General features: G+C 69.3%; 15 protein-coding genes and 2 pseudogenes. 4 read left to right on the top strand and 13 right to left on the bottom strand.

All coding sequences use genetic code 11. The features are described 5' to 3' along the window. Positions 1-132 precede the first annotated feature (132 nt). On the bottom strand, positions 133-615 hold the full coding sequence (locus ACIOJE_RS38755) for a MarR family winged helix-turn-helix transcriptional regulator (RefSeq protein ID WP_280679209.1): 483 nt from the start codon (positions 613-615) through the stop codon (positions 133-135). Between the two features lie 43 nt (positions 616-658). Between ACIOJE_RS38755 and ACIOJE_RS38750 the strand changes: the two genes are divergently transcribed. After that, positions 659-1,603: an alpha/beta hydrolase gene (locus ACIOJE_RS38750; RefSeq protein ID WP_400783020.1), complete on the top strand. Its 945-nt coding sequence runs from the start codon at positions 659-661 to the stop codon at positions 1,601-1,603. A 284-nt stretch (positions 1,604-1,887) separates the two neighbouring features. Here ACIOJE_RS38750 and ACIOJE_RS38745 read toward each other — a convergent pair whose 3' ends face one another. After that, positions 1,888-2,031, bottom strand: a complete 144-nt coding sequence (locus ACIOJE_RS38745) for an LPXTG cell wall anchor domain-containing protein (protein WP_400783018.1) — start codon at positions 2,029-2,031, stop codon at positions 1,888-1,890. Between the two features lie 520 nt (positions 2,032-2,551). Further along, positions 2,552-3,145 (bottom strand): DinB family protein, encoded by a 594-nt coding sequence (locus ACIOJE_RS38740; protein WP_400783016.1) that lies wholly within the window; start codon positions 3,143-3,145, stop codon positions 2,552-2,554. 239 nt (positions 3,146-3,384) lie between these two features. Between ACIOJE_RS38740 and ACIOJE_RS38735 the strand changes: the two are divergent. Beyond that, positions 3,385-3,576, top strand: a pseudogene (locus ACIOJE_RS38735) (DNA methyltransferase); the annotation flags it as partial. Next, positions 3,560-3,910, top strand: a pseudogene (locus ACIOJE_RS38730) (DNA cytosine methyltransferase); the annotation flags it as partial. The pseudogenes ACIOJE_RS38735 and ACIOJE_RS38730, both read left to right, overlap by 17 nt. Positions 3,911-4,072: 162 nt before the next feature. Here the strand turns inward: ACIOJE_RS38730 and ACIOJE_RS38725 are convergent. From ACIOJE_RS38725 to ACIOJE_RS38695, 7 genes are all read right to left on the bottom strand, one after another. After that, on the bottom strand, positions 4,073-4,849 hold the full coding sequence (locus ACIOJE_RS38725) for a phosphotransferase (RefSeq protein WP_400783014.1): 777 nt from the start codon (positions 4,847-4,849) through the stop codon (positions 4,073-4,075). 42 nt (positions 4,850-4,891) lie between these two features. Then, positions 4,892-5,536, bottom strand: coding sequence for a hypothetical protein (locus tag ACIOJE_RS38720; RefSeq protein WP_400783011.1), 645 nt, complete (start codon positions 5,534-5,536; stop codon positions 4,892-4,894). Continuing rightward, positions 5,485-6,327, bottom strand: coding sequence for a hypothetical protein (locus ACIOJE_RS38715; protein WP_400783009.1), 843 nt, complete (start codon positions 6,325-6,327; stop codon positions 5,485-5,487). The genes ACIOJE_RS38720 and ACIOJE_RS38715 overlap by 52 nt, the downstream gene beginning before the upstream one ends. A 155-nt stretch (positions 6,328-6,482) precedes the next feature. Next, a complete protein-coding gene (locus ACIOJE_RS38710; RefSeq protein WP_400783006.1) occupies positions 6,483-6,815 on the bottom strand; it encodes a tyrosine-type recombinase/integrase in 333 nt (110 codons plus the stop codon). Further along, the gene (locus tag ACIOJE_RS38705; protein ID WP_400783003.1) at positions 6,812-7,204 is read right to left on the bottom strand and encodes a site-specific integrase; all 393 of its coding nucleotides are present in this window, start codon (positions 7,202-7,204) and stop codon (positions 6,812-6,814) included. The genes ACIOJE_RS38710 and ACIOJE_RS38705 overlap by 4 nt, the downstream gene beginning before the upstream one ends. A 211-nt stretch (positions 7,205-7,415) precedes the next feature. Then, positions 7,416-7,829, bottom strand: a complete 414-nt coding sequence (locus tag ACIOJE_RS38700; protein ID WP_400783000.1) for a hypothetical protein — start codon at positions 7,827-7,829, stop codon at positions 7,416-7,418. A gap of 156 nt (positions 7,830-7,985) precedes the next feature. Beyond that, entirely contained in the window at positions 7,986-9,146 is a 1,161-nt protein-coding gene (locus ACIOJE_RS38695; RefSeq protein WP_280679224.1) for a transposase, read from the bottom strand. 26 nt (positions 9,147-9,172) lie between these two features. Between ACIOJE_RS38695 and tnpA the strand changes: the two genes are divergently transcribed. After that, on the top strand, positions 9,173-9,601 hold the full coding sequence (gene tnpA / locus ACIOJE_RS38690) for an IS200/IS605 family transposase (RefSeq protein ID WP_280679226.1): 429 nt from the start codon (positions 9,173-9,175) through the stop codon (positions 9,599-9,601). Between the two features lie 223 nt (positions 9,602-9,824). Here tnpA and ACIOJE_RS38685 read toward each other — a convergent pair whose 3' ends face one another. From ACIOJE_RS38685 to ACIOJE_RS38675, 3 genes are all read right to left on the bottom strand, one after another. After that, positions 9,825-10,412 carry an SRPBCC family protein gene (locus tag ACIOJE_RS38685; RefSeq protein ID WP_400782998.1) on the bottom strand — a complete coding sequence of 196 codons (588 nt, stop codon included), beginning with the start codon at positions 10,410-10,412 and terminating at the stop codon, positions 9,825-9,827. A gap of 91 nt (positions 10,413-10,503) precedes the next feature. Further along, complete coding sequence (locus ACIOJE_RS38680) at positions 10,504-11,865, bottom strand: carotenoid oxygenase family protein (RefSeq protein ID WP_400782996.1); 1,362 nt, start codon at positions 11,863-11,865, stop codon at positions 10,504-10,506. 93 nt (positions 11,866-11,958) lie between these two features. Next, positions 11,959-12,432 (bottom strand): SRPBCC family protein, encoded by a 474-nt coding sequence (locus tag ACIOJE_RS38675; protein ID WP_400782993.1) that lies wholly within the window; start codon positions 12,430-12,432, stop codon positions 11,959-11,961. Between the last annotated feature and the right edge of the window lie 59 nt (positions 12,433-12,491).

Genomic DNA, 12,491 nt, shown 5'->3' with positions numbered 1-12,491 from the left:
GGGGGGGGCGCGGGGGGGGGGCGGGGGCCCCCCCCCCCCCCCCCCCCCCGCGGGCGGGGCGGGGGGGCGGGGGGGGGGGGGGGGGGGGCCCCCGCCCCCCCCCCCCCGCTTCGGTGTCGGCCTGTCGACCTGTCAGCCCGCGGGCGTGCCGACCTGGTCGCGTTCGAGCGCGGCCCGCAGGGTCGCGAGGGCCCGGCCGAGGGCGGTCAGCGCGGGCTCGTCGAGGGCGCCCCCGAGCAGTTCGGCGAGGCCGTCCGTGAAGGTCCGTTCCGCCTCCGCGACGAGCCGGGCGCCGTCATCGGTGAGGGCCAGCAGGGAGGAGCGACGGTCGGCCGGGTTCGGCCGGCGGGCGGCCCACCCCTGCTTCTCCAGACGGTCGATGCCCTTGCTGGTCGCGCCGACGCCGATGGCGAACTCGGCGGCGAGGTCGGCCACCCGGCAGCCGGGGTGGTCGCGCAGGTAACTCAGGAACTCGTACTGCGAGGTGACGATCCCGTGCCGCTCGCGGAGCCGCTCGCCGAGGGCGTGGTAGAGGCGCGTCTCGCACCGGACCAGGTCGGCGAAGAGCTCGGAGAAGTCAGCTGCGGCGTGGGCTCCGCTCAATGTATATTCCACAGCATATAGTGTACGGGAAGCTACTTGTGGCGGGAGTGTGCCCATGAGCAGGGAGCAGCGCATCCGGGTCGACGGGATCCTGCGGCAGCCGGGCCCCGACGGACCCCGGTCGGTCGAGGAGATCCGGGCCGGGTTCCGGGAGTTGATGGCCCGGATGATCGTGCCGCACGACCGCATCCGCACCGCGCCGACGACGCTCGGCGGCCGGCCCGCCCTGCGCGTGGAGCCGGCGGCAGGACCGGGCGGCGGCACCGACGACGGCACCGGGACGATCCTGTACTTCCACGGCGGAGGCTGGGTCTTCGGCTCGCCCGAGACCGCGCTCTCGCTGACCGGGCACCTCGTGGCCAGGACCGGTCTGCCGGCCTACTCGCTGGACTACCGGCTCGCCCCCGAACACCCCTTCCCCGCCGCCATCGAGGACACCCTGGCCGCCTACCGCGCCCTCCTCGATCGCGGCGCGGACCCCTCCGCCATTGCCTTCGCGGGGGACTCCGCCGGCGGCGGACTCGCCGTCACCACCTGCCTCGCCGCCCGGGACGCGGGCCTGCCGCTGCCCGCCGCCGTCCTGGCCTTCTCCCCGGGCACCGACGCGACCCGCACCGGCGAGAGCATGGAGACCAAGGAGGGCATCGACCCGATCTTCACCCGCGCCGCCCTCGAACACACCGGCGCCCTGTACCTCGCCGGAGCCGACCCGCGCCACCCGCTGCTCAGCCCGGCCGTCCACGCCGACCTGACCGGCCTGCCGCCGATGCTGATCCAGGTCGGCGCCAACGAGGTGCTGCTGGACGACTCCACCCGGCTGGCCGCACGGGCGAGCGCGGCGGGCGTGGACGTCATCCTCGACGTCACCGCCGACGTGCCGCACGTGTTCCAGTCCTTCGCCGGCGTCCTCGACGAGGCCGACGAGGCCCTGGACCGCGCCGCCCTCTTCCTGCGTCAGCGCGTCCGTGCCACGGGCGCCGTACCGACGCCGGCCGGGTAGGCGCGCACCCGTACCGCGAACGGCGTCGGGCCGCCCGGCGTGCTGCCGGGCGGCCCCGCCTTCGGTGTGCCGGCGTCAGTTCACGGTGTCGAGCGGGATGTCGATGGAGGACTCGGCGCCCTTCGGGACGCGGCCGGCGGCGCGGAGTTCCTGCAGGTCGGGGATGTGGGTGTAGAGGGTGCCGGGGCTGACGCCGAGGAGCTTGGCGATCGAGGTGATCGATGATGAACGGTGGGGTGGCCGTGGCTGGATGCCACGGCCACCCCACCCTGGGGTCCGTCGGGTCAGCCCTGGTGGCGCCGGCGTCGGCTGAGGGCGACAGTGAAGGCGCCGAGGATCAGCGGGGCGCCGCTGATCGTCGCTGTGGTGAGCACGGTGGTGCCGGTGCTGGCGAGGACGCCCGACGTCTGCCGAGGTGTTGAAGCCACCGGAACCGCCCCAGCAGCCGGGACCTGCGGGCCCATCGGCCCTCGGGCCGACGGGCCGGGGGGCTGGAGTGCCGGGCGTCCGGCCGCCGTCGGTGGGCGTCAGCGTGGGCGACGGGATGCTTCCGGTCGTGACGGTGTGGTCGGTCTCGCAGCCCTTCTCGATGGCGCAGGCGCCGCGCTTGTCGTCCGACGTGGTGACGGCGGCCACCAACCCAGGGAAGACCGCTCCGCCGCGCTGTTCACCCTCGCCACCGAGCTCCCCGCCACGATCGTCGCCCGGATGCCCAGCGTCCACATCCAAGTCGCCGTCCAGTGGCAGAAAGCATCCGCCGGAGACTGGGCCGCCTACGCTGCCGACGTCGCACGCCGCTCCGATCGACAACAGACGGGGACTACGCCGTCATGACACAGCTCCTCGCGTCATCAACGTGCGGAACGGACGACACCCTCATGCGATGAGGGCGGGGAGGTAGGCAACAACGCGAGCTACCAAGGCAAGCCCCCACCTCCCCGAACGAACTCAGCTCGGCTTGGCCTGGGCCTCCTTGGCGGACGCCTCCAGCCTGTTCCAGTACTCCTGGTACCAGGCCTCGTCGCCGCCATCCATGTTGCTGTTGGTCTCCCGCATGCCGGCCTTGCCGTCGATCAGCTCGCGGACGATGTCGGCGTGGCCGGCGTGACGGTTCGTCTCGGCCGTCATGTGCAGCATGATCCGCTGAAGCGTCACGTCGCCGTCGTCGCCCCACCACGCGACGTGGCCCATCGCATCGAGCGGCAGCGCCTCGATCGTCGCGTCCGCGTGGGCCCAGGCGCGGTAGTAGAGGCTGAGGATATCCTCGCGCGACTCGTCAGCGGGTGCCCACATGTCCGAGTTGGGCTCGGAGTCCTCCTCGTGCCAGGGGAGGGATTCGTTGTGCGGGCGGCCGAAAGTCGGGCCGAAGTACCCGAGTTCGACGCTGGCGAGGTGCTTGACGAGGCCGAGGAGGTTGGTGCCGGTCGGCGTCAGGGGGCGGCGGCTGTCGTACTCGGACAATCCGTCCAGCTTCCAGACGATGGCTTCGCGGGCCGCCTTGAGGTAGCGATGCAGGTCGTCTTTAGGATCATTGGGCTTCATGGGGCCGAGTCTCGCATCACCTACCGACAGCGGTCGCGTGGGTTTCTCGGTTGCTCAGAAGGCATCAGCGGGCGACTGGGCCGTCTACGCCGCGAACCGGTCGTCCCGGGAGCCCTGATGCGGCAGGCATGCGGACAGTTCCAATATTCGACCACCGCCACCTCGTCTGTTTCAGTTGATCTGAACGGCTCTGCACCAGCCCCGGCTGCACCGGCCGCTCAGGCCGCCCGGAACCGGCGATGATGCCCGCGCTCACGACGGCCGACCGCGGCCCCGTCACCGGGGGCCTGTGCAGCGGGTACGGAGGTCTCGACCTCGGGGTCATGGCCGCACTCGGCGGCCGGGTCGCCTGGCACGCCGAGGTCGACCCGGGCGCCTCGAAGATCCTGGCCCGGCACTGGCCGCACGCACCGAATCCGGGCGACATCACCACGGTCAACTGGGCCGGCGTCGAGCGGGTGTGCGTCCTCACGGCAGGTTTCCCCTGTCAAAGACCTCTCGGTTGCCGGCCGCCGCGCCGGGCTCAACTCCGAAACCCGATCCGGCCTTTGGCTTCACGTGGCACGTGCGGTCGAAGCCCTCCGCCCGCACCTCCTGGTGGTCGAGAATGTACGAGGACTCCTCACCTCCCCCGCCGTCGCCACCTCCCCTGGCGACGTGGAACGCTGCCCGTGGTGTCTGGGAGACGACCCAACCCAGCCTGATCTGCGGGCACTTGGCGCCGTACTCGGCCCCCTGGCCCAGCTCCGGTACGACGCGAAATGGCTCGTGCTTCGCCCCTCCGACGTCGGCGCACCCCACCACCGGGCCCGGGTCTTCCTCACTTATCTGGACACTTTCAAGATCTTCCGATCGAGGTTCATCCCATCGAGTACCACTCGATCGTGGCGTCGGACCGCGCAGGGAGCCCCTACGCATCGTCCCTACTCAGTCCGGCGACTTCAGCGCCCTGGTGAGTTCCTCCGAATGCCGCGCCAGGTGCTCTGCGTCGGCTTGGTAAAGGAAGTGGTGGCCTGCGGCCAGATGCCCGGCGAACGCCTCACTTCCTGCGGCGGCTTGTGCCTTCATGTGTGCAACCAGGTGTTCCAGCCGCGTGATCGCGATTTCGACGAGGGCACCGCGGTCTTTGTCGGCCAACTTGTAGGCATCGGCGAACAGGCGCAGTCGCCGGGCCTGCTCGTCCATCGGCACCGCACCCTCGTCGGGTGCGACGGTCAGCGGGACGAACCGGTAAGCGGCATAGGCGACATCCCAGATTCTCGGGCCGGGATGTGCGGTGTCGAAGTCGATCAGAGCCACCGGCAGCCCCTTGCGGAACACCGTGTTGTAAGGGGCGACGTCGCCGTGGCAGATGACCTCGACTGGGCCGCGGGATGGGAAGTACCAGATCGTGCCGGCAGGCGGACAGAAGCCTGCGGTCGTGTCGTGGAAGGCGCGGAGAAGTCGGCCTACGGCGCGAAGCCGCGCATCGCCGTCGTCCCCAAAGATCGAATCGGCACCGACCTGTCCGGGGATGAAGTCCAGTACCTCCCGGCCGCGATCATCCACGCCGTGTGCCTTCGGCGCTCCGGTGAACCCGGCTGCGGCCAGATGGCTCAGGAGAGCGTGGACAGCCAGGGTCCAAGGGCCAGTTGGCCGGCGCACCGTCTCCCCGATGCGCACGACGTTGTTCACCCCTCCACCTGTGAGAATCTCTTCATCCATGTCGAGGAAGCTACCGCACTGTCCCATCGACCAGTCCGTCCTTCATTGATCAAGGGGTTCCCCGAGGTCGTCCAGGAGGCTGGTCAGCCGGTCGGCGGTGCGCTGGTGCCGCTCGACCTCGTGTTCCCAGCCACGGTCCCTGGCGTCGGCGATCAGTTGCTGTTCGACACAGAGGCGTTCGCGCAGGCGGGGAGCGTATTGCGGGGTGGTGCCGAACTTCGCGCAGGTCAGGTAGAGCTCACACTCGCAGGGTCCCTCTTGTGGCAGGCGCAGGCAGCGGCCGAGTTCGAGTTCGGTCTTGTAGAACTTGCCCGCTGCGAGCCGTAGCCGGGGTGTGCCGTCGGGGTAGGAGTCGAGGCAGTCGAGATGGAGCTTGCGGATCTCGGTGCGGCGGGCACCGCTCCACCGGGCGACCAGCAGCGCGCACCGCTGGAGTGGGCAGTCGAGGGCTCGGACGCGGTCCATGAGCGGATCGAGCTGGTCGGCTGGGATGAATCGGGGGACACGTTCGATGACGCGGGGCATGTCGGCATGCGCGATCAGTGGGCGGGCAGGGACGTCGTCCCATTCGGCGACTGCAGCGTAGCGAAAGAGCACGGCGACGGTGGAGATGATGCCGGCGCGGTAGGCCCGGCTCAGCGGCTGGTCCGGGTGCTTGATCTTGTGCAGTCGGTGGACCGACTCCATGAAGTCGACCAGGTCGGCCCGGTTGAGTTGGTCGAGACTTTCGATGTGCGGGCGTTCGGTGTCCAACCAGAGCCCGAAGCGGCGCAGCCCGCCTCGGGTGCTGGACATGCTCTCCGGCCGCAGGACCAGGGCGCGTTCGACAAGGAACCGTTCGAAGATGGCATCGATGCGGGGTTTGCCGCTGAGCCGCGGCAGCGGAACCCTCTCCTCCCGGTCGGGCGGTCGGGCGGTCGGGCGGTGATGCCAGCGCGGAACAGCGCGAGGCCGGTGCGGTAGGCATTGGTACGCCACGACGCCTTCAGCGTGGGGCAGCGGTCCTCGCCGACGACGTCGAGCAGGCCGGGAATGCGCTCGCAGTGGCGGATGGCATGCCGCATCCCCTCGATGTCGTCGCAGGCGAGTGTGCGGAGATCTGGGTCGCCACGGTGTATCACCAGTCGGATCAGGCCCCAGGGGACCCGGAAGGCCGCGTCGTCGCGGGCGTGTCCGAGCGCAAGGAGACAGTTGCGAAGGTCCTCGGTCCGGTCGCGCAGCGGCAGTTGGAGCTGGTCGGTGACGAGGAACGGTTTGAGTACGCCGATGCCCAGCAGCCACCCCCAGTCCATGCGCAGACGGCCGGTGAGCGCGAGGTAGGTCAGGTAGTGGCGGGCGTTGAAGTTGATCCATGCCGTGGTCGCGTCAAAGCCGGGCTCCGGGGCGCACCGCTGATTCTGCCCCTCTCCGTTGCGCCAGCCCAGGCGGTCACGGAGTGGCAGCGCGAACCAGGTGTGCAGGTCCGGATAGGTGCGCACAAACCGCAGGTGGAACTGGGCGTGTTTGCGGCGCCACCGGTCGCTGGTCGGCAGTGCGGCGACGAACGCCGTGTACTCCGCATCCGGGCAGTGCCGGGGGATCCCGGGTGCGAGGGTGAGAGGCGATGAGGCCGCTCACAACGGGGCGTTCGTGCTCACGTGTCCTGCTCTCCAATTGCCTGGCGATAGTCCTTGACGACCTCGGGATCGCTGACCCGGGTGTAGACCTTCATCGAGTCCGGCGTCGCGTGCCCGAGCCGCGTCATCAGCGTCAGCTCCCGCATGCCGCCCTCGAACATCCTGGTGGTGTGGGTGTGCCGCAGGCTGTGCGGCGTCAACCAGGCATCTCGCACTCCGGCCCGCTGCGCGGCCCGGGCGAACATCCGCACCAGCGCGCCATAGCTCAGCGGTTCGCCCCGATGCTTGCCCCGGCCCCCGACGAGAAAGGCCCAGGGGCTGTCCGCATCGGACGGCCGTTCACGCATCATGTAGGCGTTGAGAGCTGCCAGGGCGCCCGTCCTTCGTGAAGGTCAACCACGCGGTCCCGACGGGACTTCTGCTGCACTCCACGTGGGTGATCGAACCGCTTGCGGACGGTCACCCGGCACTGGCCGTAGGAGATGTCCTCCAACCGCAACCCCAGGAACTCCACAGCTCGGGCTGGCATGAACCCGGCCGCCCCAATCTCGCGATCCTCGCAGAACAGGTAGAGCTTTTGCAGATCGTGAGCGTAGGCCCGGACGGTGTTCGGCGAGTACGCCCGCACCGTCAACAACCGCAAGAACTCCTCGACTTCAACCACCGGCTCGCCGGACGCATCGACAAGCCGTCCCTGGGGCTGGCCCGCTGCCGCATCGGGCACCTTCACCACTCGCACGACTGGAACCCTACGCACGCAATGCGGTACATACAGTCACCTGGAGGGGCGAACTGTCCAGAGAACTTCGTCGCCTGGCCCGCCGGCAACGCTGCTGCTCAAGACCCCGACGAGCGACATCGCGTGTAGGATCTCGCGGCTCGTGTCATAGACAACAGCCCTGACCAGCGGGTTTCTGGGCTGTCTCAGCCCAGGTCCAGGTGCCCGTGTCTCAGTTCCGTGGCATTTCTTCAGGACCGGCATCAGCAGCCGTCCGCTCTGCCCACTCGCGCTGGGTCACGGCTCGCTCTATGCGGCTGGCGATGTCCTTCTTGGCCGCCGCGTCCAAGGTCTCCGGGATCTTGTCGAAGGTGCCGGGAAGGACGTCGAGGAGACCCCAGATCTGTTCGCCAGTCCTGACGGTCAGCAGCAGCTGGCACCTCCACTGTGGCGACACTTCGGGACGGTGGCTGAGCCGGTGCACGAGTGTGGGGACGAGGTAGTGCGTCGCCTCTGCGGAGAGGTGCTCTTGGAGCCAGTCGAGCGGGAGCCGCTGGCTGAAGCCGCATGTGGCGGCCTCCTGTTCCAAGGCGAGGAGCTGGTCGGTGTCGACGGCTCGGACGGTGCGGGGCAGAGCTGGGGCCATGCCGGGATGATGCCAGGAAGCCCCCACCGGGCCGAGAGGTCAGCGGGGCAGGGCTGCGATCTGCCGACGGAGGTAGTCAACTTGACCCGGCCCTGAAGGACCGGGCTTGGAGGTAGGGCGCGGCTGGCTGTCGCGTGGCCTCCTCCGTCTGAGCGCCTATACGGGTGCTGGGACGCGTGACTCACGCCCCGCGGTCCACACGGTCTCGCCCTTGCGGGCGATGTTGTGGGACGCGTTGTCGTCCGCGTTCAGCACGGTCCCGCAGGCCCGGCACGCGAATGTTGCTTGATCGATTCGGTTCTTCCGGTCGATGTGGCCGCACTCGGAGCATTGCCGGCTGGTGTACGCCGGATCGACGTGCACCAGCGGCACTCCGTCCCGCTTCGCCTTGTAGGCGATGAACCGGCCGAGCTGGTGAAAGCTCCACGAGTGCAGTTGTGTCCGCTGGTCCTTGCGGAGCCGTACCCGGTCCCGGATGCCGCCCAGGTCTTCGAGGGCGATGCCGTGGCCGGTGCGTTCAGCGGCGGTGACGATGGTCTTCGAGACGATGTGGTTGACGTTCGCGGCGTGGCGCTGCTCGCGCCGGTTCCGCTTCTTCAGCAGGCGCTTGGCAGACTTGGTGCCCTTGGCCTGCAACTTCTTCCGCAGGTCGAGCTGCCGCTTGCGGTGCCGGTTCAGTCCACGCCCGGCGGCCCGGTAGCCGGTGGACGTGGTGGCGATGTTGACGATCCCCAGGTCCACGCCGACGAACCCGGCAGGGTCCTCGTTGAACGGGGTCTCGGGGATGTCACATACGGCGATCAGATAGAACACGCCGTCACGCCGGATGAGATCGGACTCGCCCTTGCGGTGCTCGCGGAGCATCTTGAGAGCGTCCGACGAGCAGACGAAGCGAACGTTCTTGAGCCGCCCGGCGGTGGTCCAAACCGACACCGTCCCCGCGTCGTACTGCCACGACAGGCACCGGTCGTCATACGGCTGCGCGGCCTCCGGCCGGAAGACGATGGGCTTGGACTCCGCCCTGACCCGTCGCTTCGAACCCGGCTTGCCCAGATTCCCGGCCTTGATGTTCGCCTTCAACGTGGTGTAGGCGTCACGGGTCTTCTTGATCACATGCTGTGCCGCCTGCGCCCCCAGCCCCCACGCCTTCAACTCCGGGTAAGTGTGCTTGCGCAGCTCGTACTCACGCGGCACCCCACGCTCGAACGCCACTGTGGACACCCAGTTGGCCGCCTCGTTGACCGTGCCCAAGGTCGCTGACAACGCGGCGGCCTGGTCGGCCTCCGGCATCAGTTTGACCTGCGTCACGATCTTCATGACGGACAGCGTACTACAGTTGATCTATGTCACCACGATGGGAGTCAAACCCCAATATCCGCAAGGGCCGCACCGTCGCCCACGCCCTCCACGCCCACTTGGTCTTCACGCCCAAATACCGGCGCGGCCCGTTCACCGACGAGATCCTTCGGCGGTGCGAAGAGGTCATGCGCAGCGTCTGCGCCGACTTCGAAACCGAGCTGGTCGAGTTCAACGGAGAACGTGACCACGTGCACCTCCTGGTGCAGTACCCGCCGAAGGTTGCCCTGTCCAAGCTGGTCGGATCACTCAAGGGGGTCTCCGCTCGACGCCTGCGCCAGGAGTTCCCCGACCACATCCGTAAGTACCTGTGGGGCGCGCACTTCTGGTCACCGTCCTACTTCGCCGCATCATGCGGAGGCGCACCGCTCAGCATCGTCAAGGAATACATCGAGAACCAGAAGCGGCCAGACTGACCGTCACGACCGGACGCAGAGGATGCGATTCCTCCCGGGCGTAAACGCCCAGGGTTCCTCGCAAGACGTTGCTGAATCCGTGCGGCTCGGAGTCGTTCCGGGCATGGCCTGCGGCCCGTTCGGCCATGCCCCACCCGGTCGGGGGCACTCCGTCCGGAGACGCGACTGCTTCCGGACCTGATGCCTGGTCCGGAAGCAGTCGCGGGCTACATGTCGAGGCGGGCTACTGGGCGGCGGCCTGGGCCTCGGCCTCGTGCTTGAGGTTGTCGACCCAGTTGTGGAGGGAGTTGTCGAGGGCGGCTTGCAGGGCCGCCTGGTCGGCGTCGACGGGCGCTCCGGTCCAGGACTCCTCGGTGTGGACGAGGACTCCGTCACGGGTCGGGGTGAAGGTCCACACGTGGATCGCGGTGATGCCCTGGGCCGGGCCGCCCCAGGCCAGACACCTGTCGTGCTCGACCTTCTTGACGGTGGAGGTGATGTTCAGCCCCTGGGTGGTCCAGCGGAACACGGAGCCGGGGCGCAGCGGGCCGGGGGTGTCCTGGACGACCGTGACGACGTCGGGCTGCCAGGTGGGCCACTTCTCGACGTCGGTCTGGATCTTCCAGATGGTGCGCAGGGGCCCGTGGATGAGGATGTTCTCGCGAGTGATGACCGGCGCGGTCGCGTCGATTCGCGCGTCGCCGCAGTGGGCGGCCAGGACGGTGGCGGGGGTGGCGGGCTGGTCGTCGGCGGCGGCGTAGGCGCCGGTGCCGGAGGTCATGAGGACGAGCGCGGTGGTGGCGGCGAGCGTCGCTGCGGCGAGCGTGCGCATGGTGGTGGCCTTTCGGATGGCAGGTGGCGTGGGGTTCGGGCCGGGCCCCCGGGGACGGGCTGCGGGCGTGTCCCCGGGGAGGTGTGCTGGTTCAGCTGCGGGTGTCGTCGAGGTCGGTGTCGTCGATCCAGGAGCCGTGGATGCCGCCGGTGACCCGGCGCGGCAGGTGCACGGTGGCGACCCGGCCGAGGTCGGCGGCGTCCAGGACCAGGAGTTGGGAGGCGTCCTGCTTGAGGTCGGAGACGACGGTGAGCAGGTAGCCGTCGTCCTCCCGGGTGGCGCCGGCGGCGGGGACGAAGACGGCCTCGCTGGGCAGGCGGGCGTCACCGGCCTGGTGGATGCGGCGGGCGCCGGTGGTGCGGTCGTACTTGACGACGCCGTAGCCGCCGAAGCCGTCCTGGTCGGGGAAGGACACGGCGTACTGGTAGCGGTGCTCGGCGCCGAGGAAGTCCTCGTTGAGGGTGGGGAACTCGACCGCGAGGTCGTCGATGATCTGTTCGTCGACGCTCCCCGCGGCCAGGTCGACGACCCAGCGACGGGTGTAGGAGCGAGTGTTGGGCTCGGTTCCGCGCCCGGGGGCACCGATCCACCAGTTCCAGGAGAGCTGGAAGCCCTCGCGGTCCACGGTCGGGCCCTCCAGCACGATGCGGCCCTGGGAGTCCTCGTAGGCGTTGGCGGCGTGCAGCATGTTGCCCGGCTCGATGGCGAACCAGCGGATCTTCCCGGCGCCCTGCGGGCTGCGGGGCATGACGCCGATGCGGGCCGGCTGGGCATCGTTCCAGCCGTAGGGGATGCCGGAGTGCTCGGTCGGGTCGAAGGTGACGGTGCCCTCGACGAAGACGACGTGGTTGCGGGTGATCGCGAAGTCGTGCTTGAGGGAGGCGGTGGCCCCCGGCACCTCGAAGCTGTGGGTGACCTGGCCGGTGGCGTCGGCGACGTAGTACACCAGGTACGGCGGGAACGGCGAGGAGCCGAAGAAGTGCAGCTCGCCGGTGACCGGGTCGGACTTCGGGTGCGCGGTCATCGCGCTGCGCAACTTGCCGTCGAAGTCGTAGGCGCCGATGGTCTCCAGCTCCGGGGTGAGCTCGAAGGGGAAGTTGGCCTCGCACAGGGCCAGCAGGCGTCCGGCGTGCTCGATGACGTGGGTGCCGGCCGTGCTGGCGGTCAGGTCGGGGCCCTGGTCGGTCAGGTAGGGGGCGCCGTCGAGGGCGGGGGTGCGCACCCAGCGGTTGCGGTACCACTCGGCCCGGCCGTCGCGCAGGCGGATGCCGTGAACCATGCCGCTGCCCTTGAACCAGTGCGTGGGGGTGACGCCGGGCTTGGGGTTGTGGCTGTTGCGGATCAGCCGGCCGGTCAGCTCCGGCGGCAGGGTGCCCTCGACGGTGAGGCCGGTGGCAGTGATCTCGTCGACCGCGGGGGTGTAGTGGCCGGTCAGGTAGGGCTTGCTGGTCATGACAGGTGCCTCTCTTGTCGGTTCGGATGGTTCGGATGGTTCGTGCGATTCGGATGGTTCGTACGGTGATGTGCCGATCCGGCTTGACGTGCGTCAGCTCTGCTGCTCGGCACGGGACTTGAGGCTCGCCAGCCAGGTGGTCAGCGAGTGCTGCAGGGCCTGGCCGAGTTCCTCGGCGGCGGCGTCGACGGGCGCGCCGCTCCAGGACTCCTCGGTGCGGACGGTGACCTGGCCGGCGGTCTGCTCGAAGGTCCACACGTGGACGCCGTCGATGCCGTTGGCGGGCCCGCCCCACACCAGCCGCTCGCCGGGGACGATCTCGCGGACGGTGGAGGTGATGTCCAGGCCGTGGGTCTTCCAGTGGAAGGAGTTGCCGGGCTGCAGCGGGCCGTCGAGCTTGGCCTGGTCGACGTCGGCGTTCCAGTCGGCCCAGGAGTCGATGTCGGTGTGCAGGGCCCACACCGTCTCCAGCGGGGCGTCGATCACGGTGGACAGGCGGACGACGACGGGGGCGGTCTCGTCGATGGTGAACACGGCGGGGTGGGACTGCGGGGTGTTGGCGTTCATGGCGATGTCCTTCGTGGCTCGGGATGGAGGGTCAGGGCTTCGATGGAGGGTCAGGGCTT

This window comes from Kitasatospora sp. NPDC087861 (assembly GCF_044742585.1).
Classification (GTDB): domain Bacteria; phylum Actinomycetota; class Actinomycetes; order Streptomycetales; family Streptomycetaceae; genus Kitasatospora.
This window is presented reverse-complemented; position numbering and strand designations above follow the sequence as displayed.